This window comes from Paenibacillus sp. ALJ109b (assembly GCF_010747435.1).
Taxonomy (GTDB): domain Bacteria; phylum Bacillota; class Bacilli; order Paenibacillales; family Paenibacillaceae; genus Paenibacillus; species Paenibacillus taichungensis.
Genome location: NZ_JAAIFP010000038.1, coordinates 36776 through 60680, shown reverse-complemented (window position 1 = coordinate 60680; position 23905 = coordinate 36776). Strand labels below are relative to the sequence as shown.

Sequence of the window (23905 nt, the reverse complement as noted above, 5' to 3'; positions counted from 1 at the left end):
GTTATCCCAATGGAAACGCCATAACACTCATGAGTGCCAGTTCAGGCTGAGTAGTATCCAAACGACTGTACTGTACGATAACAGGAACATTGCTGGAGACGGTAATGGCATAGGGTACTCCCGGAGGAATAAGTTGTTCACCCGATCTCAGCGAAGCCGTCCGAATATGCTTTGTTCTCCGCGCAGATACCTCAGCCACGATGTCTTCGAGCGGTTCTCTATCTTCAAAATAGATCGTTATTTGCAGCTGTGCATCCACTGTGCCTGTATTTAATACACAGATACTCTCGTGACTCTCCAGTGAGCCCGAACTGTCCGGTGGAATATAACCATCGGGAATCACCCAGTAGGTGTGACCTGTCGCAGTGGAAGATGTTTTATGTGCTGAAGTGTTCGTCTGATCCTGTGCCATAAATAATTCCTCCTTTGCTAATGCAATAATTAGTTAAACGCACGGGAGGCTCGCGGGGCGAAGCTTCGGTGGGCGGATCGGGCTGTGGGCCGCTGTTGGCTCGGGATTTCTTTTCATTCCCCCTCAGCAGGGAAATCCCGCTCCAAAGGCGGACACTTCGCTCCCTCTGCTCCGATTCCGCCCTCCTCCGCTGCAACGCTCGCCATGGCCTTTTAAAGGCTTATTGCCTTCGCTATATTCGCTGGGCAACTTAAGAGCAACTTTGCTCGTTACTTCGTTAACTCGCTTAATAAAATAGCTGCTCGCGGGGCGGACGCTGCGGCGGGCGGATCGGGCTGTGGGCCGCTGTTGGCTCGGGATTTCTTTTTCATTCCCCTCAGCAGGGGAAATCCCGCTCCAAAGGCGGTCGCTTCGCTCCCTCTGCTCCGATTCCGCCCTCCTCCGCTGCAACGCTCGCCATGGCTTTTTAAAGGCTTATTCCCTTCGCTATGTTCCCTGGGCAACTTAAAAGCAACCTTGCTCGTTACTTCGTTAACTCGCTATTATGGTATAGTGAAAATTTGTTTGTCATTCATTTAGCAATGAGGTTTACCCATTCACAGACGCACAGGACTTAAAATCCTGCGGTTATTAGCCCTTTTTAGGGTACAATTGGGTCCTCTACTATTGCTCCCTTACCTCAAATACATTTGCAGCGGCTGCAGTCGCAGCTCGCGGATGGCTTCCGCCACCTGTATGGCGAGGCGACGGGCGCCGCGCTCCTGAAAATGCGTGTTATCCTCCACGCCTGCTGGGAAGTTCACGTACTCACCCGGCAGCACCCACATGAAATCCTCCTTGCTGCCTTCAATGCCGGCTTGCTCGAACAGAATGCGGCTTCGCTCAGCCAGATCGATCAGCGGCACACCTTCCTCTTCCGCCAGCTCACGCACGGCGGCGATATAATCGCCATGCGTATCGGTCAATGTTCCGTCATCAGCGAAGTAGCGGCGATGCACCGGTGTCACGAGCAGCGGATGAGCCTTAGCTTCGCGGGCGGCATCGATATACTTTTTCAAATATTCCTTATATGTTGTGAAAGGCTCCGTTCCCCGGTCAGGGTCCGGCTTCTCATCGTTATGTCCAAATTGAATAAACAGAAAATCTTCAGGCTTAATCTTCTCCAGAATGGCATCCAATCTGCCTTCATTGATGAAGCTTCGGGAGCTGCGCCCAGACTGGGCATGATTATCCACAGCAACATCATGTTTGAACTGTGCGGGTAACAGCTGGCCCCAGCCACAGTATGGATATCCACTTTCCGGCTGATCTGTCACGGTAGAATCACCAGCGAGAAATACTGTCATCGTCTGATTGGCAAGCGTGATCTCCAATGCATTAATCCGTGGCGCGGGACCGGAGAAGGATAGTCGGAGCTTCCCGCCACGAACCACAACTGAGAATCGTACCTCTGCACATTGCCCAGGAAGTGTACGAATGGTCGGCAGCATCAATCTGCCCTCTCCAGCTTTGACTCGGGTGATCGTCTCTGCCAAGTCATCCCCTGCAGTTAACAGGACTTGATAAGTTCCATCGGGTACTTCAACGATGAAAGATGCCTTGAGCGGAATACAAAAGCTTGAACGCAATCGGGCAGACACATTGGCCTGCCCTTGTTTGTCGTTGTTTGCCCTATCGGTATCCGTTACTTCGTCTTCACTTTTCCGTTGTTTCTCATACACAAGGGACCCGGATTCAAAACCGTATTCTCCCTGTTCTTCATATGCGGTGCTGGCAGACACTTTCAAATAACCATCAATTTCACCTGCACTGCCAGAGTCGGGTCCAAAATTGAACTTCCAGTGGGTAACGGCCTGGCTACCCTGGGCCTTATTCAAAAAGAACAACCTCCTTGTTCAACATGCTAATCCAGGTCTGGATGCAGTGAATACTGTTTATCCTTTCAGTCCGCTGGTGCTCATGCCCTGTACAATTTGTTTCTGGAAAATAAAGAACACGGCTACAACGGGTACGAGACTCACAATGGACATCGCGAACATCGCTCCCCAGTTGGAGGCAGACTCACTGTCCAGGAACATTTTCAGTGCCATAGAGACAGTATATTTATCCGGCGAATTCAGATACAGTACTGGACCGAGCAGATCCTCCCATCTCCAGTAGAAGGAGAAGATCGCAGCCGTCGCGAGTGATGACTTGATGAGCGGCATAATAATCTGTACATACAGTCTGAACTTGTTACATCCATCAATGGTAGCCGCCTCATCCAACTCTTTCGGAATCGTACGAATGAACTGAACCATCAGGAAGATAAAGAAAGGCATCCCGAAGAACGTAGGTACAACGATCGGTAGAATGGTATTCAACCAGCCAAGCTTCGTGAAGATAATATATTGGGGTACGAGTACAACGTCATGCGGCAACATCAGAGTCAACATCATCAGAGAGAACCAAAAGTTACGTCCTTTGAAGTTGAGTCTGGCAAAACCAAAGGCGATCAGCGATGAGGATAACACGGCACCAATCGTAGAGATGACCACAATAACGAGTGAGTTGGTGATGTAATCCATAAACGGTCTTCCGCCTGCGCCTTTCCAGCCATCCGCATAGTTACTCCAGATCCATTCCGTAGGGAACAAGGACTCCGCAGTTACGAAGATGGTACGACTTTCTTTGAATGAGCTGAAAAGCATCCATAGAACGGGATAAAGCATCAGGAGGGCCAAAGCTGCAACGAACAGGTGATAGATGGGCCATTTCACATTTCTCCAAACCATCGTTACTTCCCTCCTTCGGATTCATAAAACACCCAGAACTTGGATGTCAGGAACACCGCTACTGTGAGTATACCGATCATAATAAGCATGATCCAGGCCATGGCCGAAGCATAACCCATGTTGTTAAACATAAACGCCTGACGGAACAGATACAGCGAGTAAAGCATCGTACCGTCCATTGGACCGCCCTCGCCTTTAGAGATGATATATGCAGGTACGAAGGTCATAAATGCACCGATCGTTTGCATAATCAGGTTGAACAGAATGATTGGACTGAGCAATGGTAAGGTGATACCAAAAAATTTACGTACCGGGTTGGCACCATCCACACCTGCTGCTTCGTACATCTCGGGAGAGATATTTTTCAGACCGGCGAGGAAAATAAGCATGGAAGATCCAAACTGCCAAACAGACAGCGAAATCAACATAACCAGAGACGCATTCGGGTCACCAAACCAGCTGATAGGCCCGATTCCGATTGCTGTTAATGCACTGTTGATGACACCCTCATTACTGAAAAGGTTACGCCACATAATCGACACGGCCACACTACCACCGATAATGGACGGCAGGTAGTACAAGGTACGATACGTTCCGACCATACGGGATCCCGTATTCAGGATCATGGCTACGAAAAGCGCGAAGACCAGCCTTAGAGGGACACCAATAAACACATACAGGAACGTTACTTTAACCGAATTCCAGTACTTCGGATCATCAAAGAACATTTTGGTGTAGTTGTCCAGCCCGATCCACCGCGGAGAGGTGAACAGGTTATAACTCGTAAACGACATGTATAGGGATACAAACATCGGAATCAGCGTAAAGCCCAGAAAACCGATGATGAAAGGACTAATAAAAGCATACCCGGTTAGGTTTCTGCGCAACGACGAATATTGCCTCAATGGAACGAACCTCCTTTATTGATCTGCTTGCTTACCACAGCCTTACTTCGGGCTACTGGACGGGGAAAGGCCCTCGCGTTATGCGAGTAGCCCTGTTCCCGTCCATCCCGTTAATGGGATGAGCAAGCGATCATTCAACTGTTATTTATTGTTGGCAAGAACCGCCTCGGCATTTTTGCGGAATGTCGCTGCTGCTTGTTCTGGTGTAACCTTACCAAAGTTCAGTTCCTCTACGACATCCGCAAGAGATGCGATTACTTCAGGTGAACCAACTGGTGGAGGCGGGCTCATTGGCGAAGCCTTAGGCTCCATGGCCGCTACGAATTCAAATACCTGCTTCGTTGCATCACTCAGCTCAGGAGCGATAGCTTCCTTGATTTTGCCCGAGATCGGCACACCGCGCTCGCCTTTGATCAGTTTGTTAGCTTCCACATCGTTCACCCAAAAATCGATGAATTTCGCCGCTTCTTCCTTCACTTTTGAATTCGAAGTAACAGCCCAGTACATACTTGGTTGCATGTAAAGTCCTTTTTCCATGTCAGGTCCAGGCATAGGAGCGAATTCCAGTGGACGATTGGCAACCTGTTGTACGGCTACGAATTGGTTGGACCATTGCCAAATACCAACTCCTTTTTCCTTGACCAAATCGGATTCCTCGATGATACCTTTGGTTTGGTTAGCCAGATCCGGTGAAGGCGCTGCGCCCTGCTCGATCATCCGGCGCATGAGTCCGAAGAACTCCACGAATAGTTTGTCGTCATCATAGCCAAGACCCGTTCCTTCAGCATTGTAGAGGGACAATCCTTTGGTACGCAAGAAATAGTGGAAGAAGATATCCGGCGCTACTCCCCCGTCCAAAAAGAGTCCTTTGGCAGCCGTTTGTTTGCCAAGCTCTTCATACGATTCCCAAGTCATATTTTCGGGAATGGCATCCACACCCGCTTTTTTGAGCAGAGCCGGATCATACTGGAAACCCAGTACGTTAACACCAGCAGGTACTCCATATTGTTTGCTGTTGATAACGCCTGTGCTGATTACGTTCTCAGATACATCGTCCACTTTAATCTGGTTTCCGAGGTACGGGGACAGATCTTCGAGCTGTCCATTCTGTGCATATTGGCTAATGTAGGAAATATCCATCTGAACAATGTCCGGCAGTTGATTCGCTGCAGCTTGTGGAGCGAGCTTTTTCCAGTAGTCATCGAATGAAGCGTATTCCACATCAATTTTGACGTTCGGGTTTTTCTCTTTGTACAAGTCAATGACCTTCTGTGTATATTCGTGACGTGCATCCGATCCCCACCACGCGATACGAAGTGTTACCGAACCATCCCCAGATGATTCGCCCGATCCTCCGCTGCTGCTGCATGCCGTTGTTAATACCAGCAATGCCGCCATCATCAGGAATATTGCCTTCTTCACCATGCCAATCTCCCCTTTTATGTTGAAATGGTTGTGTGAACGAGTTATCTCCCACTTTCTGATAACGCTTTCACGAACTTTATATTGTCATTTTCGCAAATGTCGGACCATAGTTGAATACACAAAACCGTCTTGTTGGTTCAAAAAACAGAGGAGGACAACTGCACCTCTATCGGCACTGTTAGTCCCCCTCATATATCGAATACATGATCGTCAGTCAATTGTTATAAGCCAGTTCTGCGGAATTCGGTAGGTGTCATACCGGTCCACTTCTTGAACACCTGACTGAAATATTGTGAGTTCCCCCCAAAACCAAACAATTCGGCAAGCTCAAAAACCTTCACATCTCCACCTCTGCGAATATGGTCGCAGGCACGCTCAATGCGCAAACGATTCACATAATTGGAGAAGTTTTCTCCCGTCACTTTCTTGAAAATCTTGCCGAGATAATCCGGATTCATATATAACATCTGATGGGCGACCCCGTTAAGTGATAGATCAGCTTCGCCATAATGGCGATCCACGATATCCATCATCTTCTCTACGGCAGAAGATTGACGACTAATATGATTTTTGTAATAACCGGAGGTTAACCGGGCTGCGCTGCTGGCAACAAAAGATTTTAAGCCAGACAATGTGTCGATATGGGGCAGCTCTGCCATACGCTGGGTAAATTCCGTCGCCTCTTCAGGAGGACAGACATGAATCATTGCTGAGTACAACTGCACTACATACGAACGAGTAATCCCGATTTCAAGCTGCTGACCTGACAAAAGGTCGAACAGGCGATCCACTTCAGCTGCAGCTTCTTCGGTATTGCCTGACTTAATCAACTGGCACAACTGCTCTGCATCTTTTTCAACATGTACACCATCACATTCCCCGGCCAGCTCCAGATCACTATTGGTAATCAGTTTGCCTTCACCGATAAAAAAGCGATGATTCAGGCATTGCAGTGCCTCACGGAACAGACGTCGGGACTGGATCATTCGATCTGCTTCGCTTAGGGCAGCCGTAACTTCCAATTTATATAATCTGGTGAAAGCAGCCCGCACTTCCTCAATGCTCTCCTTCAGACCAACCGGATCGGCAGAGTCCCCCAGCAAAATTAACAGTTTACCTTCAATGGTAGTGCTTAGCAGAACATGGGGCAGCAGATCACTGGCAATATTTTTGATTGCAAATAAATGACTATAATCATGTTCATCTGCAATCCGGAACAGCAGCAGCCGAACTTCGTTATCCTCCAGCTCCAGGTTAAACAGCTCCTGATAATACTCCAAATCGACCGGACCATAGGTTTGGTTCGTCATAAACTCCAGCAGGAACTGCTCCTTGACATGTGGCAGCACCCGCTGCAGCCGCTGTTTCATCTCTCCGGCGACATGTTCCTTTACCTGGGCATCCTGGTGTTCTTGAAGCAACTCGGACAAGGCATCGTGAATCTGGTTCTCGTTACACGGTTTAAGCAGATAATGTTTCACTCCATATTGCATGGCCCGGCGAGCGTATTCGAACTCTTTGTAGCCAGACAACATGATAAAGCGAAGTCCAGGGTAAGCTTCGGAAGCTTTTTCAATGAGTCCAAGACCATCCAGGCCCGGCATTGAAATATCTGTAATGATAATATCCGGTCTGGAATGACCTATTTTATCCAATGCTTCAATCCCGTTTCTCGCAGTATCCACCAGTTCCGTTCCCGCTGCAGCCCAATCCACAACTTGCGAAATCCCCTCCAGAATGACACGTTCATCATCTACGAGCATCACTTTGTACATCGTCATCGTCCTCTCTAATCCAAGGTATTCTGATCGATACTACGGTCCCTGATCCGGGATTGCTGCTCATGATCATTTCGCCTTCTTCGCCGAAGGTCAATCTGATCCGTTCTTTGATGTTCGACAGTCCGATCCCCTGTCCCCTCGTCTGTACACGTCCCTCTTGCAATTGCTCCAGAAATTCGGGAGTCATACCCGGACCATCGTCCTCTACCTCAATTACAACGTTGTCTCCGTCTGCTCTCGCCCGAATCCGAATACGGCAAGGTTCTATGCTTGGCTCCAATGCATAATGAATGGCGTTCTCTACCAATGGCTGCAGGGTTAACTTTGGAATACGTGCAGTTCCCACTTCAGGCGCAATATCCATGTCAAAATCAAGTCTTTCCTCGAATCGGGTGTGCTGGATCGTCACATAACTGCGGACAATATCCAGTTCCCTTTCCAAAGTAATCCACTTCTCGGACATGTTCACTGAGCTTCGCAGCAGAAATCCGAGAGCCTCAACCATTTCAGAGATTTGATGCTGCTTCTGCACTTTGGCAAGCCAGTTGATTGATTCCAGTGTGTTATATAGAAAATGTGGATTAATCTGAGCCTGAAGCGCTTTCAATTCAGTCTCTCGGATCACGAGCTGCTTCGCATAATTCTCGTCAATGAGTTCGCGTATACGCTGTACCATCATCTTGAACGTGCGATGTAACAATCCCACCTCGTTCTGCGAAGATGCCGGGACATTGCCTAGCGCTGCTTCCTCCAGCTTATCCAGATCGCCTTTTTCAATATTGCGCATTTTCTTGATCAACTGGGCGATGGGCTGTGTAATGCTGCGGGAAAACTTGGCTCCAAATATAAGCGCCGCCAGGAATATCATGATAAAAATGACGGTCACCAGCTGTTTGACAAACTGGATCTGCTTAAACATTTGGTCAAAGGGCGTCATGTACAGATAAACCCAATTGGTATACGGAGAATTCGCACGGGCGACAAAATTCCTTCCCTGCTCAAACATGGCTATCCCATAAGGCTGAGTGCGCTTCAGTTCAGACTCAATTTCAGATTTACTGACCGTCGACTCTGTTGGGTAGATTACTTCACGCCCATCTGTAATTAATAGCTGTGAATCCTCTGCCGGGTGCTGCATCTGGTCCTGAACAATTCGATCCAGTCGTACACGAATAACCAGAGTGCCCAGCTTCTCCAGCGTGAATGCTCCACCGGTAAAAGACTTTACCTGTCTAACCGACAGTAATCTTGCTTGTTGGTCCCCGCCTGTGTACCAGGCATTGGAGCCTGAATTTTGCTGTCCCAAAGCAACCAATTCTTTTTGCTTCTTCTCGGAGATCCCTTCACGGTTTCCAGCTGCCATAATGTTATTATCATTATCGATAAAGATCATGGAATAGACGTATTTCTCTGAACCTGCATATGCCACCAATCTGTTGGTAATTTTTTTGCGCAAGCCATTTTTCTCATATCCTGATTCAGCCTTATCCAACTGAAGTAGGTATTGCTGAAGAGGCTCGTCAGACATGACCTTGAAGGATAGATTGGAGATCTCACGCAGTTGGTTCTCGATACCCACCGAAGACATATTAAGCACCTGTGAAGATTTCTCATAGATTTGTCGGTCATAAATACCGAACACATACCCCAAGACAGATACATAGAACGTGAAGCTGATCATCATCAGTAATCCAATGAGGAGAATGGTTTTATGATGAATTGGTAATTTCGTGAAAGCATTTTTAATTCTACTCATCCAAAGCGCTCCTTTGGCTCGCGAAGGGTGCTGTCATTCGAAACTGTTTTCGATCTACTGTAAGTTATTTTCATATTTACACATCCATGGTCAGATGACAAGTCATATTTATGCAACATTTTAGGTTGTTTCCGAAGATTGGGCTCATTGGTTTGGAATGAAAATAGACAGAAAAACAGCCAGGTTCCCTGAAAGGATCAAGGAATCTGGCTGTTCGATATCATGCTAAATAGTGTATAAAAGTACTACTTATCGTTATGGATTTACAAATACCGTTTTTAACTTGGCTACATACTGGACATCAAAGCCAAGACCCTCAGCTACCATGGCGAGAGGTACATACGTTTTGGATTCTGTACCCACTTTGTTCAGGAATGCAGGTGTATCCACAGCTAGGGATGCACCATTCACCTGAACAGCCGTTGCACCAATTTTCACGGCAACCTTCCGATCTCCGTATGTAATCGTTGCGGTTGAGGTTTTGTTATCCCATACCGTGGTTGCGCCAACGGCGTTCACGATATCCTGGATCGCCACAAAGTTTTTGCCATTGCGGTTGATTGGTTTGTACGGCGTATCCAGCGTTTTACCACTGACGATGATATTCATTGGTTGGCCTGCAACAGGAGCCGTCAGCTTGGTGTAATCGCCCCAGATTGTTTCTGCGAATACTTTGGCAATCGCTTCATATCCGAACTGATTCGGGTGGAAATCGCGGTCTTTAATCATGTGAGTCATCGTGCCTTCACCGCCAACAAACTCCTTGGCGACATGAGCCACTTTTACATCAATCCCTTTAGCGGAAAATTCAGTCGCAATTCCATCAATGGTCGCAGTAAACCCTTGGGAAGCTTCCATCAGTTTCGCATAGAGCGCTTTGCCAGCTACTTCAGGCATGGGTTGGTACTGGTCTGCGATTACGATTTTGGCATTAGGATTAATCTCATGAATATCATTGATAACTGCGCTAACATTGGCTGTATAAGAGGATAGCAATTCCTTCACTTTGGCTTCCAGTTCTGCATCACTCAACTTGTCTGCTGAACCGAGCAACTCGGATACATCGTTCCCTCCAATTGTGATGGCAACGAGATTAGCTCCAGCTACACTCTCCCGGATGGCAGCAATATTGGCTCCAACTTGTGCCGCTCTTGGAGCAGGAAGGCTCGGCTGAATAGCTTCGGAAGTGAGCGCTTTCCCTTCTTTAATCGCATCTGCAAAGTTTTTCAAACCACTGCTCTTCAATCCGGCAATACCATAGTTGTCCACCTGAGTACGTCCGTGAAGCAGACCTTGCTCCTGCAACCGTTCTACATAACCGTATGGCAGTTCTTTCAGGTTCGGCTCATACCCTACGGTGATGGAATCCCCCAATGTGACGAGGCGGAATTCCTTGGTTACCGCTACCGCATCTTTCTGTAAAGGCAACGATGATGTTACGCTTCCCGCTGGTAACGTATTGCTATCCGCAGCATGAGCAGACTGTGCGGATGATGCCAAAATCAACATCCCTGCCAGCATACTTGCCGTTAATCCCGCGGCGGTACTTCTCCATATACGTCTACGCTTCATTCTTGGAACACTCCTTTTTTCTCGTATCTATATAATAAGATATAATTACATATTACACTGTTCACTCCGATGACAGAAGTTCGTGTAACTCTATTCTAACATTATTAAAGGGGTGCTGTCGTCTGCACTCCATATCCACACGAAAAACAGACTCCCCTAATAATTAGGTAAGTCTGTTATCCGTTGAGTATAAGCAAGATGTCCACTTGTTAAGACTTTGATTTATTCGCGTCTCCTGAATCAGAACCATACGGGTCGGTATCCGGTTTGTTCCCGGCAGAACGTTCTAGGTATCGATCGTAGCGATCGTCCACCTCACGTGCCATGTCCCGGTACTTCAACGTTTCTTCGACAATCGGGTCCCGTTCTGTCTGAATGCGCACCTCGTACTTGGGAGGAATCAGCTGACGTTCACGTTTGTCAGCATCGCCGGACTCCTCCATGTCCCCTTCAGTCAGCATATCACTCAAACGTCGTTCCAGTTCTTTGGATTCATCCATTGTTGTTCGCTCCTTAAGTAAATTTTTACTCCAAACCAGTTGCGTTTGCTTCCTTCAGCACACCTGTCAGTGCATCATGAATCTTGCCGTTGCTGGCAACCACATGACTCACGGACAGTTGGTAAGGGGTTCCCACGGTATCGGTAACCTTGCCGCCGGATTCCTCAACCAGCAGTGCACCTGCGGCGATATCCCATGGCTTCAAACCAACTTCGGTATAAGCGCTGAGGCGCCCCGCTGCAACATATGCCAAGTGCAGGGCGGCAGAACCACCTGCACGCAGACTGCGTACTTGCGGTGCAAGCGCCTGAACAGCGACCATATTGATCGGCAACGCGTAGGTTGTATCCGCTGGGAAACCAACCGCGATCAGGCTCTGTGCCAGCTCCTGTTCACCCGATACAAGCATCCGGTTTCCGTGCACGTAAGCGCCTTTTCCTTTTTCCGCAACAAACATCTCGTCACGGGAAGGATCGTAGATTACCCCCACAATCACCTCACCGTTATGGGCCAAGGCAATGGATACGGAGTAGAACGGAAAACCGTGTACAAAGTTCGTCGTTCCGTCCACCGGGTCCACAATCCAGAGAAACTCTTCTTCCTCAGCTTCTTTCAGTGCCTTCGCTGATGCTTCCGGTCCCGGTTCCACGCCTTCTTCACCCAGAATGGCATGATGGGGAAAATGCGTCAGAATCAGGCGGCGGATCATCTGTTCCGCACCTTTATCGACTTCAGTAACAAGATCCTGCGGCGAATACTTGGTTCCGGGCTCCCCCACAGTTCCGAGACGGCTCTTGATCCACTCTCCAGCTTTGGAAGCTGCATTAATGGCGACGGCAGTATAGCTTTTGCTTGTCACGACATAAGGTGTTTTTTCCTTCTCATTCAAAGCGTTCACTCTACTTTCTATATCAATCTACGAAAAATTAAAATACTTGTTAAAAGTATACGCCCCGAGGGTCGTAAAGTTTCTCGTTGCCCAGGCCCCTTTTGGCGCTACGGATGAATGATAACCGTTGACTCGTCCACCCACTCCACACCCTCTTCGTGATAGAATGCTAGTTTCTGCATCAACTGCACCAGAGCTTCATCCTTGCGTTTGGCCTCAATCATCACATCAAGAGCGGGCGTATCTGCTGCAATATGACGTAAAAAAGTGAGCAATGGTTCCACCTCAACACCATCAGCATGTCCTCGCAGGTCCTTCTCACTCTTTGGACTGGAGACGTGAATTTTGGGCGGTAACGGCTTGTCTGAGAGTGAATCCGCTTGAGCAAGCGGGGACTCCCACGTCTTCAATATATCCGGCCAGAGATCCCACGGCTGTTCGCCTTCATTGTTCACCCATTGATGGTGGATATCCAGCACCATGGGCAGCCCCATACGTTGACATACCGAAAGGGTTTCGGGTGCATTGAACGTTTTGTCATCATTTTCGAGCGTCATCCGTTCCTGAATATCCCGATCCAACTTCAGAAAATTTTCTTCAAAACGCAGCGCTGCACTAGGCTTGTCCCCGTATGCACCACCAATATGTATATTGTTCTTGGCAGTAGCATTCAGCCCCATGGCATCCAGCATACGTACATGATGACGAAGGTCGCGCATGGAGTTGCGCAGCACTTCCTCCCGAGGCGTACTGAGGACCGTAAAATGATCCGGGTGGAAAGACACACGCATCTCGTTCTCCTTCACAAAATCGCCAATCGCGGCAAAATCCTGCTTAAGTGCGGGAAACGGGTCCCAATCACTGAGATCCTCATGTGTTGCCAGCGGAATTAATTTGGAAGAGAAACGATATACATGAATATGGCTTCCTTTGTTGTGTCTGAGCAAGCGTAATGTATTATGCAAATTCTCGGCCGCAATCCGTTCAAGCTTGCGAATTGCCGCTTCCCTATCATCAATTTTCTTAAAGCTGGACATAGTCATCGTCCGGGAAGGTGAAGCATTCTCCACAAGCACAGACATTGCCACATAGCCAAAACGTACGAGCATGAGTTTCTTCCTCTCTATTAGGGCGGGATTCCTTCCCGGCATATGAAGCCGGCAGTCTTCCCTTCACTTTATATAACCAAGTTTTACCCTAAAAGAGTGACCATAATCGTGATTTGGACAAATCCGTCCATTCGTTCGGGTACACATGTAACAAACTACCCCTGTGCCTGTTCACCAAAGAACATCTCGTCCGCGAGAGCAGTCTGAATGCGTGATTCTTCCTCGTTCAGTTTACGGATCAATTGCATCTCCACTTCGGTCACTTCTTGACCCTGAAAGTTAATCTCAGCAATGGAGACTACGATTTTCACGATGGCTACGGCCACGTTATCCGGTGTGTAAGCAATGACTTTCTGTCCGGTAGGAAATACACGAAAACCTTGTTTGACCATTTTGCCACGGCCATATTCAAGCAATTCAAACAGCTCTTGTTCATTCTTGAACTTGCACACGGAATTGAATTCGGTCTGAAATCCCATTCATACCCCTCCTTATAATGTCGTCCTTAGGCTACGCCTGTACGCCGTTCTCGTAGTTCAGCGCCTGCTTGCGGTTGTAGCGTTCCAAAGCCAGCTCAATCATACGATCCAGCAGTTCGGCATACGATACGCCCGTCTCACGCCACAAGAGCGGGTACATGCTGTATGGTGTGAAACCAGGCATGGTGTTCACTTCATTAATAAGCAATGCCCCATCCGATTTGCGGATGAAGAAGTCTGCACGGGAAATCCCATTGCCTTCAATCGCACGGAATGCCTGCAATGCGGCCTCACGGATGCGATCTGCGGCTTCAGGGTCTAGCGGAGCAGGGATTAGCATCTGAGACTGTCCATCGATGTATTTGGCTGCATAGTCATAATATTCACCGGAAGATACGATTTCTCCTGGTACGGAAGCCATCGGTTCGTCATTACCGAGCACACTGACTTCAACTTCTCGTGCCTCTACAAACTCCTCAATGACCACCTTTGTATCGTAACGGAGAGCGAACTCCACGGCTTTCTTCAGTACATCCCGATTACGCGCCTTCGAGATGCCTACGCTGGAACCGAGATTGGCCGGTTTAATGAAACACGGATAGCCCAGTTGATCTTCCACCTGTAAGATCATTTCATGTTCGGTCTGCTTCCATTGAGTTGCGTTAAAATACGTGAAGGCACATTGGTCGATTCCGGCCTGCGCGAACAGTTTCTTCATGACCACTTTGTCCATGCCGCCTGCCGAAGCGAGTACACCTGCGCCAACATAAGGCATATCCGCCATCTCGAACATCCCTTGAATCGTGCCATCCTCACCAAACGTACCGTGCAGCAGCGGGAACATGACGTCCATCGCCTCTTCTCCACCATATAAACGGCCGAACAGCGCATTCAGCGCTTCCTGAGTTCCACCCGCCGCCTGCTCCAGCTTCAAATCTTCAATCTGCGCGAATGGCGTGTGCATGACGGATCCTTTTTTCCACGTCCCCTGCTTGGAGATATAAAAAGGAACCAGTTCATACTTCTCATAATCAAATGCGTTCGTTACAGCAAACGCCGTTTGCAGCGACACCTCATGCTCGCCTGACTTTCCGCCGTAAACGACGCCTACTGTTAATTTATCCATACTCATGCGTAACCTCCGATTATCTGTGCAATGATACTGCCATGTCTAACATGTTCAGCACCACTTTTTATTCTGTTATCTAGACTTATTTTACACGGAACCGGATGTCCACGTCACCGAATCCCGTAAAATCTTTGACCATCAAAACTCATCTGCAATGTGAAAAAGCCGGTACACCGTCCGCTCGTTCCAAGCGTAAGAATCCCGGTAATCCCAAAAACGGTGGCGACTGCTGACTGTATGTGCGTTCACAAGCGGCATACCTCCCGCATCAAAAGCGGTCACAACGGTACTGTGCTGAAACCTGCCGTCCCCGTCCCAGTCGTAAAGGATTACATCTCCAAGCATTAACTGCTCTGGACGATCCACTTCGGTTGCAGACAATCCCCAGCTGCTGCCGGATAAATAACGCTCTAGACTATTGGACACGGCCCAACTGTAACTCCACATTTCAGAGCCATTTACATAGCCTTTGTACCACCATCCTGCTTCTCTTTTACCAGTATAGTGGATGGGTGCTTCCCCTGCAAAGAGACATTGGGACACATAATTGGTGCAATCTACTTCGAATTCCTCAAATGCCGGGTTTCCCGCATTCCACCACCGGTCCGCGTAGGCGACAGCCAGATCTCTGCGGTACAGCTGCTGCCTCGATCTCCTCCCCTGTCCCAATACTTCTCGGTTAAGCAGTGGCCGATTCATCGCCTGTACAAAATCGGCTTGTTGAAAAGGACGACCCTCTCCTACCGGACGACGCTCCGGCACTTCACGTTCTACACGTGCAATGGTCCAAACTCCACCTTGCCTAAGAAAGGTCAGTCGTTCCCGTTCAATCCGGTCTTCCCGATGGGTCAAACCATTCTTCTCATAGAACAGCCTGCTGTACAATTGTACATCGACAATCGATTCATCTGCCCCATCCATAAGTGTCCGCACAAGCTTGGCGCTGGTCTCACTGCGAAGAGGCACGGCCCGCCGCTTGCGGTACCATTGGTCCAGTCTGGCCATCCGCTCTCCCCGTTCCATCACAAATTCCGGATCGGTGACAATCCGTTCGCTTGTCTGTGGACGGTAGTCGATCTCACAGCGATTATACTGGTTCACGTAGGTATATAAGGCGCTCTTCCATTCGCGTTCCAAGCCTGTGTCCCCCTTTGGCATGAGTTCTGTCCGGAATGATCCAATGCATGAAAACTCTTTTTTATTTATATGAGAGAATTTCGGTTGTATGTGTCTGGTTCTGTTTTGAAGCCTTATTATGGGGGATAATGCGTACGGAAGAGATCGCGTCCGTTCTCATTAATTGAGAACGCATTCAATCTCTCAATAGCTTGGCTGGACAGGCAAAAAGCCCTTTACGTACGGAGCTGAAAACGTTATACTTAAAACTAAAGTTACGATTATGAAATTACGTTTCACCTAATGAAACTATCGAACAAGGACACGGAACGATGAAGGCCTGTTCTTCACCTAAATGAACGTTTTCTTCATCTCACCGACACATTTTAAGGAGGTACATGTATGTCAGCCAAGAATCATTTCTCCGCGGCCCGCAGTCTTGAGGTCGGAGGCAAGTCTTATCGCTACTACAGTTTAGATGCTCTTCAGGAAGGCGGCTACGGCGACCTTTCCAAGCTTCCTTTCTCCATTAAAGTGCTGCTCGAAGCAGCTATTCGTCAATTCGACGGACGTGCTATTACCGAAGAACATGTAAAACAACTGACCGGCTGGGCAGAAGGCCGTGACAATAACAAAGAAATTCCATTTATCCCTGCACGTATCGTTCTGCAGGATTTCACCGGTGTACCCGTGGTCGTTGACCTTGCTGCAATGCGCGATACCGTGAAAAAAGCAGGCGGCGATCCAAAACAGATCAACCCACTCGTACCTGTCGATCTCGTTATCGACCACTCCGTTATGGTTGATGCATTCGGAACGAACGATGCACTCGACTACAACATCAAGGTTGAGTTCGAGCGTAACGAAGAGCGTTACCGTTTCTTGCGCTGGGCGCAAACGGCATTCAACAACTTCCGTGCAGTTCCACCATCCACAGGGATTGTTCACCAAGTTAACCTGGAGTACCTGGCTTCCGTGGCTGCAACCAAAACCATTGATGGCGAAACTGTTGTATTCCCGGATTCCCTCGTAGGAACGGACTCCCACACTACCATGATCAACGGACTCGGCGTTGTTGGTTGGGGTGTTGGCGGGATCGAGGCTGAAGCAGGTATGCTGGGCCAACCGCTTTATTTTGTTACACCGGACGTTATCGGTTTCAAATTGACAGGCAGCCTGAGCGAAGGCGCAACGGCAACGGATCTGGCACTCACAGTTACCCAAATGCTGCGTAAAAAAGGCGTTGTCGGTAAATTTGTCGAGTTCTACGGACCGGGTCTTGGCAACATCAGCCTGGCTGACCGTGCAACGGTAGCCAACATGGCACCAGAGTACGGCGCAACAATTGGTTTCTTCCCTGTTGATAGCGAAACACTGAACTATATGCGTAATACCGGCCGTACCGATGAACAGGTGGATCTGGTTGAAGCTTATTACAAAGCTCAAAACATGTTCCGTACTGCGGATACGGTTGATCCTGAGTTTACAGACGTGATCGAACTGGATCTGGCATCCGTTGTTCCAAGTCTTGCCGGACCAAAACGTCCACAGGATCGCATCGAGCTGACTCAAATGAAAGAAGGCTTCAACAGCATTATCCGCACGCCGATCGACAAAGGTGGCTATGGTCTGAGCGACGAGAAAATCGCTGAGAAAGTGCCTGTGAAACACCCTAACGGTTCCACTAGCGAACTGAGTGCTGGTGCTGTCGTTATCGCGGCAATCACTAGCTGCACCAACACATCCAACCCTAGCGTTATGGTCGGAGCGGGTCTGCTTGCGAAAAAAGCTGTTGAACGTGGTCTGACTAAACCTGGCTACGTGAAAAGCAGCTTGACTCCAGGTTCCCTCGTTGTTACCGAGTATCTGGAAAAAGCAGGTCTGATCGAATATCTCGACAAACTCGGATTTAACGTTGCCGGCTATGGTTGCGCAACTTGCATCGGTAACTCTGGCCCACTGCCAGACGAAGTAAGTGAAGCAATTGCCGAGAATGATATGACGGTAGCGGCTGTATTGTCCGGTAACCGTAACTTTGAAGGTCGTGTGCACGCGCAGGTCAAAGCCAACTATCTGGCTTCTCCGCCACTCGTTGTGGCGTATGCTCTCGCGGGTACCGTTAATATTGATTTTGCAACCGATCCAATCGGTTATGATACCAACAACGAACCTGTATTCCTGAAAGACCTCTGGCCTAGCTCCGAGGAAATCAAGGATACCATCGCTAGCTCGCTGAATGCACAGATGTTCCGCAACAAATACGAGAACGTATTTACAGCTAACGAACGTTGGAATACGATTCCTGTACCGGAAGGCGAATTGTATGAGTGGGATCCAAACTCCACGTACATTCAGAATCCACCATTCTTCCAGGAGCTTGGCGACAAGTTGACTGATATCGCAGATATTCGTTCCGCACGTGTTATGGCATTGCTTGCTGACTCCGTAACAACGGATCACATCTCGCCAGCGGGTAATATCGCACCATCCAGTCCAGCTGGGCTGTACCTGAAAGAACACGGCGTAGAACGCAAAGACTTCAACTCTTACGGCTCCCGTCGTGGTAACCATGAAGTTATGATGCGTGGTACGTTTGCCAACATTCGTATTCGTAACCAAGTGGCTCCAGGTACTGAGGGTGGTATTACGAAATACCTGCCAACAGACGAAGAAATGTCCATCTACGATGCTTCCATGAAGTATCAGGACGAAGGACAGAACCTGATCGTTATCGCTGGTAAAGAGTATGGTACAGGAAGCTCGCGTGACTGGGCGGCAAAAGGAACATTCCTGCTTGGCGTCAAAGCCGTTATCGCAGAAAGCTTCGAGCGTATTCACCGCAGTAACCTGGTGGGCATGGGCGTAATGCCATTGCAATTCCAGGAAGGTCATGGCTGGTCCAGCCTCGGTCTGAATGGTCGTGAAACGTATGACATCACAGGTCTGAGCAATGATGTGAAACCAGGACAAGAACTGACGGTTACCGTAACTCGTGAGGACGGCACCAAGTTCGACTTCCCTGTTATCGCTCGTCTGGACAGCATGGTTGATGTGGACTACTACCATAACGGTGGTATCCTGCAAACCGTATTGCGTCAAATGATGAAAAAATAATTTTAATCGCATTGATATTTAATGCAATTAAGTTATACAAAAAGCTCCCCGCCACGTGCGTCTGCACGGTGACGGGGAGCTTTTTTTGATTAATATGACAAAGGCTGTATTGCACTACTAGACTTCTCTTCAATGTCCAATGTAATGTGATGCTTGATCCAGTGATTGCAGTGTGGCCATGACCACAAACAGACAGGACATTATGATCAGTGAGTACCCAATCCATCTGGAGGTAATTTGATTGTTGTTGGCTCCATCCTCTGACGAAGAATGAGTAACATAACGTGGACGAACGATAAATACCATTCCTGTGCCAATCATTAGAACAACCAAAAAAATCATCAAATGCTTTCCCTCCTTACACCCGACTCTGATTGGAATTATACTCTTTTTTCGCAGTGCTTGCTGTTCCTCCCACAATCATACGTTTCAGACCGATAAGCATGGTATATAGAACATAACCAACCATTCCACCAACAGTGTTCAACATAAGATCATCCACGTCGAATATGCCCATGCCCGTCAATAGCTGTGTCGCTTCAAAGGCAAAACTTAAGAGCAAGGAAAGTACGAGTACCTTGGCCCCTGACAACAGCTTGTTCCCCATCAACACTGGAATGAAAATACCCAGTGGGATAAAGGCCATGACATTGCCTAACAGATGAATCGCGGTACCTGGACGATGTAACGACAGGCTATGCCAGTCTCTCGAGATTTCCTGAAATGGAGTCAGGTTAACGGTTCGCGTATGAATCAGATCCGGCTGCTGCGCGATCGCCATAAGTTGAACCCTCACGATGTTCCAATCCACCGTGTGTCCCTTGAATAATATCAGCTTGGTTAGCAGATACAGATAGACGATCAATGCCGCGACCGATATCATCTTCATGTTGAACTCTTTTGGTTTCATATATGAACCTCCACGTATTTCTTGTTGTTTATTCCTCCACCGTTACGACAACTCCCTTCATGTTGTCTCCCGATATCTCATATTGACCATGCTCAGGTATTTTAATGGTCTCATCTTTGGATGCATCGTAATAACGTATAAAATAGTGCTCGCCCCCGACTTCAGCGGAAATGCTCTTTTTCTGCTGCAGCAGCTCCAAATATTGCTCCAGCACCAGATGATTATGATACATAATGGCGCTGTGCGGCAATCCCACATAGCGGAAATGCCATGGTTCGAATTGGATGCCGGTGATGTCCACTTTATCCTTCGGGTAACGCAAGATGAATCCGAATTTCCATGCATTCTTTTCAAGCCAGGCTCCTTCTGGTGCTTCACTCATAGCAGCCAGCGTAGAGCCAATATCCATGGACAAGCCCAGGTTATGTTCACTATGACCCGCGGGAAGCGCATAGTCCGATCCCTTTTCCTCATAAAGCTGCTCCTGCTTCGTAAAGTCCCGATAGCCACTGCTAATAATGAAGTATCGTACGTCATCTTTTCCAGCTGCTTCAACCATCTTCTGGAACGCTTGCGCTACGTACTTTGACAACATAATATTCTGATCCAGCAATCCGTATCCCCGGACCAGTTCATGTTGTTCAGCCAGATTAACAATATCGGTTCTAATCCCCTCCGCATGAACGGGATACTCCGAGTTGACGAGCAATAGATTCCCTTTATGTACTTTATTCTGCATATCCACATGAATTGTTTTGGTATATCCTGCACGAATTTCACCCGTATCCTGAACTTCCAGATTCGCCTCTTCCTTCTGTTCAAACAGTGCGGGTGACTTGGAAAAGATATATCCCAGTACAATGATACATATCAAAAATCCCCACTTTTTCATTCCATGCTCCTCCTTTACCTCGTAATTCAAGGATAGAGAAAACTAGTTAAAAAAAAGCAGGGCAATTCTAAAGTTTTTCTTAAATTATATAAATTGAACTAAAGAATATTTACACTTACCACTCCGATGACAGAACAACCTTCCGATCACTGTTATCCCCAGATTTTTTTGGATTCCCTTATTCAAAGGGGAAAATCCGGGGATAAAGGCGAAGCGTATGCTTTCGATGCAGCTTTCTTTCAGAAAGCTTTTAGCTCCGCTTCTTCAGGTTATTTCTGTCCTCTCCGTTCTCGTGTAAATGTTTAGTTCAATTTATATAGCCTTTTACTTCATTCTAGTGCTGGCAACCGCACTTCAAATACGGTCCGTACGATATCACTTTGAGCCGAAATGGACCCATCATGCTGCTCCACAATATTTTTGGCGATAAACAGGCCTAGACCTGTTCCACCTTCCTGAGGTGTCCGCGCACGATCTCCGGTATAGTACATATCAAAAATATGAGGCAGATCATCCGGATGAATATGTCCCCCGTAGTTCATGATCTGAATGATAACCTGTCCTGCATCACGGTGCCCATGGATATCCACATAAAGACCATCCGTTCCGTGTCGCGCTGCATTAATCAACAGGTTCTCAAACACGCGCGCAAGCACCTCACCATCGCCGGAAATGGTTAACTCGGAATCGATATGCAGTCGGGTGACCAGGTGGTTCTTTTCAAAAACAGGGTACAGCTCTTCGTTCATCTGCCTTAGCAGTTCACTAAGATCAAGTTTCTTTTTCTCAATCGACAACATACCATAATTCATCCGTGTAATCTCAAATAAATCATCGATCAGTTTCTCAAGACGCTGGGATTTGGCAAAAGCAATCGCTGTAAAGTGTCTGACCTGCTCCTCCGTCAGCTGATCATCCTTCATCAACAGATCCAGATAACCCAATACTGATGTTAGCGGGGTACGCAAATCATGCGCCAGGTTCACAACCAGTTGGTCCTTACTGCTCTCCGCAAAATCTCCCCGTTCTACCGCTTCCCTCAGTTTCAGACTCGCCAGATTGATATCCTCAGCAATCGCGCCCAGCTCGTCCTTCGTCGAAATTTGCACACGGTGCTGGAAATCACCACTTGCGAGTTGCCGGATACCTGTGGAGATATTTTTGAAGTAGGTAACATATGGCTTGGTAAACCAGAAGAAAAATAGGATGGCAAGCGGTATAAACAAGATGAGGAAAAAGTAAATATCCCCTATACTCCTCATAAAGTGACGATATTCCGCTAACTGATCTTCCGCACGCACACCAGTGTAATAGTATTGCATCAATTTATATACTCCAAAGGTAATCGCGCCAGATGCCAGCATGCTTAAACCAAGCAACAGAATCATGGTCGTTCGAAAACTTCTGCGTTTATTCATTAAACGTGTACCCCACACCCCAGATCGTTTTGATAAACTTGTTCTTACCCACATCTTCGCCCAGCTTCTTGCGCAGGGTCCGAATATGAACCATCACGGTATTGCCGCTCTCATAATAAGCCTCTCCCCACACTTGTTCAAAGATGCTCTCCGCACTGAACACCTGTTTGGGATGACTTGCGAGCAGATACAGGATGTCAAACTCCTTCGGTGTTAACTCTACTGGCTTGCCATAAAGGGTGACACTATGTTGATCTGGCGAAATAATGAGCCCGCCTTTCTCCAGAATGGAGCGCTGAATCGGTACAGACTGGCTGAATTGAAGTGAACGGCGCAGCTGGGAATTGACCCGCGCAACCAGTTCCATCGGGTTAAATGGTTTCGTCATGTAATCGTCTGCGCCCAGCACGAGCCCGGTGATTTTATCCATATCTGAGGTTTTGGCGCTTAGAAAAATGATAGGCAGGTGATACTGCTCCCGAATTTTGCGGGTCACCTCATATCCGTCCATACCAGGCATCATAATATCCAAAATGGCCAAATCTATTGCTTGTGTCTGAACGGCTTGGACCGCCGCTTTCCCATCAAATGCCTTGATGATGTGATATCCTTCTTTTTGCAAGTGCAATGCAACCAGATCAGCGATCTCAACTTCATCATCTGCGATCAAAATCGTAATACGTTTCATTGCTTATTCCACTCCTATATGTGATGCTCAACAATATAACATATCTGAATCCAACTTATAAATGATTGAAGGGAATCCAATATATGAAACTCGACCGTTTATTAGCCATTGTTGTGCTGTTAATCAATCGTGGCCGGGTGCAGGCCAAGGATCTGGCTGATACGTTTGAAGTATCCATCCGCACCATCTACCGGGATATAGACACGCTGGGCCAGGCGGGTATTCCTGTCGTCACCTATCAGGGCGCAAGCGGTGGTATTGGCCTGGCAGAGGGCTACCGGCTTGACCGAAATGTACTGACCGACAAGGATCTGGCCTCCATAGTCACTGCGCTGCGCAGTGTCTCCACCTCCCATACGAATGTAGCACGGGATCTGTTAATGGAGAAACTCAGCAGTATCGTGCCTGAAGCCAAAAATGAGGATTTCCAGGCCAATACCAGCCGCTTCATTGTGGATTATTCGATGTGGACCCATCCCGAAGCGCTGCAAATGAAACTTCAACTCATTGAACAGGGCATGGATCAACTGCGGCCTATTACATTTACCTATTGTAGTGCAGAAGGTACTCAAACTCATAGAACGACCGACCCACATACTCTTGTGCTCAAAAAGCATTCCTGGTACCTCTATGCATTCTGTCACGAACGCAACAATTTCCGCATGTTCAAGCTGGTCCGCATGCGTGACGTCGTCCTTGCCCAAGGAAGCTTCGAACGCAAGCCGATCAACCTGCAGGACAGGCCCTGGCAGCAGGAATGGGCAACTCCGGATAATAAAGTGGCACTGAGCCTGAGATTCCATGCTCGTATCCGTCACATCGCAGAGGAATGGTTTGGCATAGAGAACGTCGTTTCTGATGGTGAGGGGTATTATATGAGCCAAGTCGCATTCCCGGAGGACAACTGGTTGTATGGGTTCATTCTTGGATTTGGCGCGGATGTCGAAGTGCTGGAGCCTCTGCATATTCGGGAAGAGATTCTTAGAATTGCTGAACAAATTGTACAAAATTATAAAGCCCCACCCCTAACCTGACA

Annotated in this window: 20 protein-coding genes and 1 pseudogene; 2 read left to right on the top strand and 19 right to left on the bottom strand. The window is 48.0% G+C overall.

Translation table 11 applies throughout. The features are described from left to right. Position 1: 1 nt before the first annotated feature. The 14 genes from G3352_RS29395 to G3352_RS29330 all read right to left on the bottom strand — a co-directional run bounded on the left by G3352_RS29395 (position 2) and on the right by G3352_RS29330 (position 15889). A complete protein-coding gene (locus G3352_RS29395) occupies positions 2–412 on the bottom strand; it encodes a sensory rhodopsin transducer (RefSeq protein ID WP_163761532.1) in 411 nt (136 codons plus the stop codon). A 674-nt stretch (positions 413–1086) separates the two neighbouring features. Continuing rightward, positions 1087–2289 (bottom strand): rhamnogalacturonan acetylesterase, encoded by a 1203-nt coding sequence (locus G3352_RS29390; RefSeq protein ID WP_205525120.1) that lies wholly within the window; start codon positions 2287–2289, stop codon positions 1087–1089. Between the two features lie 57 nt (positions 2290–2346). Continuing rightward, entirely contained in the window at positions 2347–3186 is an 840-nt protein-coding gene (locus G3352_RS29385; RefSeq protein WP_024633028.1) for a carbohydrate ABC transporter permease, read from the bottom strand. 2 nt (positions 3187–3188) lie between these two features. Then, positions 3189–4091 (bottom strand): carbohydrate ABC transporter permease, encoded by a 903-nt coding sequence (locus G3352_RS29380; protein WP_076292266.1) that lies wholly within the window; start codon positions 4089–4091, stop codon positions 3189–3191. 141 nt (positions 4092–4232) lie between these two features. Then, positions 4233–5516 (bottom strand): ABC transporter substrate-binding protein, encoded by a 1284-nt coding sequence (locus tag G3352_RS29375; RefSeq protein ID WP_099858739.1) that lies wholly within the window; start codon positions 5514–5516, stop codon positions 4233–4235. 221 nt (positions 5517–5737) lie between these two features. Next, entirely contained in the window at positions 5738–7291 is a 1554-nt protein-coding gene (locus tag G3352_RS29370) for a response regulator transcription factor (protein WP_163761531.1), read from the bottom strand. Continuing rightward, positions 7266–9053, bottom strand: coding sequence for a sensor histidine kinase (locus G3352_RS29365; protein WP_163761530.1), 1788 nt, complete (start codon positions 9051–9053; stop codon positions 7266–7268). Before G3352_RS29365 ends, G3352_RS29370 begins: the two co-directional genes overlap by 26 nt. Before the next feature lie 255 nt (positions 9054–9308). Beyond that, positions 9309–10625: an SGNH/GDSL hydrolase family protein gene (locus G3352_RS29360; RefSeq protein ID WP_163761529.1), complete on the bottom strand. Its 1317-nt coding sequence runs from the start codon at positions 10623–10625 to the stop codon at positions 9309–9311. Positions 10626–10834: 209 nt separating this feature from the next. Continuing rightward, positions 10835–11125, bottom strand: a complete 291-nt coding sequence (locus tag G3352_RS29355) for a hypothetical protein (protein ID WP_163761528.1) — start codon at positions 11123–11125, stop codon at positions 10835–10837. A gap of 25 nt (positions 11126–11150) precedes the next feature. Further along, the gene (locus G3352_RS29350) at positions 11151–12014 is read right to left on the bottom strand and encodes an inositol monophosphatase family protein (protein ID WP_205525119.1); all 864 of its coding nucleotides are present in this window, start codon (positions 12012–12014) and stop codon (positions 11151–11153) included. A gap of 107 nt (positions 12015–12121) precedes the next feature. Continuing rightward, entirely contained in the window at positions 12122–13123 is a 1002-nt protein-coding gene (uvsE, locus tag G3352_RS29345; RefSeq protein WP_163761526.1) for a UV DNA damage repair endonuclease UvsE, read from the bottom strand. Between the two features lie 155 nt (positions 13124–13278). Continuing rightward, entirely contained in the window at positions 13279–13602 is a 324-nt protein-coding gene (locus tag G3352_RS29340; RefSeq protein WP_053779624.1) for a hypothetical protein, read from the bottom strand. A 31-nt stretch (positions 13603–13633) separates the two neighbouring features. Then, a complete protein-coding gene (locus G3352_RS29335; protein WP_163761525.1) occupies positions 13634–14734 on the bottom strand; it encodes a D-alanine--D-alanine ligase in 1101 nt (366 codons plus the stop codon). 135 nt (positions 14735–14869) lie between these two features. Further along, positions 14870–15889: an amidase domain-containing protein gene (locus tag G3352_RS29330; protein WP_076290476.1), complete on the bottom strand. Its 1020-nt coding sequence runs from the start codon at positions 15887–15889 to the stop codon at positions 14870–14872. Positions 15890–16249: 360 nt separating this feature from the next. On the opposite strand from G3352_RS29330, the gene acnA reads away from it, so the two are divergent. Further along, positions 16250–18961 carry an aconitate hydratase AcnA gene (acnA, locus tag G3352_RS29325; protein WP_163761524.1) on the top strand — a complete coding sequence of 904 codons (2712 nt, stop codon included), beginning with the start codon at positions 16250–16252 and terminating at the stop codon, positions 18959–18961. Between the two features lie 129 nt (positions 18962–19090). Here acnA and G3352_RS29320 read toward each other — a convergent pair whose 3' ends face one another. The 5 genes and pseudogenes from G3352_RS29320 to G3352_RS29300 all read right to left on the bottom strand — a co-directional run bounded on the left by G3352_RS29320 (position 19091) and on the right by G3352_RS29300 (position 22869). Then, the gene (locus G3352_RS29320; RefSeq protein WP_163761523.1) at positions 19091–19306 is read right to left on the bottom strand and encodes a hypothetical protein; all 216 of its coding nucleotides are present in this window, start codon (positions 19304–19306) and stop codon (positions 19091–19093) included. A 13-nt stretch (positions 19307–19319) separates the two neighbouring features. Continuing rightward, positions 19320–19871 carry a VanZ family protein gene (locus G3352_RS29315; protein WP_163761522.1) on the bottom strand — a complete coding sequence of 184 codons (552 nt, stop codon included), beginning with the start codon at positions 19869–19871 and terminating at the stop codon, positions 19320–19322. Positions 19872–20102: 231 nt separating this feature from the next. Next, positions 20103–20430, bottom strand: a pseudogene (locus tag G3352_RS31765) (M15 family metallopeptidase); the annotation flags it as partial. 662 nt (positions 20431–21092) lie between these two features. After that, positions 21093–22181, bottom strand: a complete 1089-nt coding sequence (locus tag G3352_RS29305; protein WP_163761520.1) for a HAMP domain-containing sensor histidine kinase — start codon at positions 22179–22181, stop codon at positions 21093–21095. Further along, positions 22174–22869 (bottom strand): response regulator transcription factor, encoded by a 696-nt coding sequence (locus tag G3352_RS29300; protein ID WP_076290482.1) that lies wholly within the window; start codon positions 22867–22869, stop codon positions 22174–22176. The genes G3352_RS29305 and G3352_RS29300 overlap by 8 nt, the downstream gene beginning before the upstream one ends. Before the next feature lie 83 nt (positions 22870–22952). On the opposite strand from G3352_RS29300, the gene G3352_RS29295 reads away from it, so the two are divergent. Then, positions 22953–23903 carry a helix-turn-helix transcriptional regulator gene (locus G3352_RS29295; protein ID WP_163761519.1) on the top strand — a complete coding sequence of 317 codons (951 nt, stop codon included), beginning with the start codon at positions 22953–22955 and terminating at the stop codon, positions 23901–23903. Positions 23904–23905: the final 2 nt, after the last annotated feature.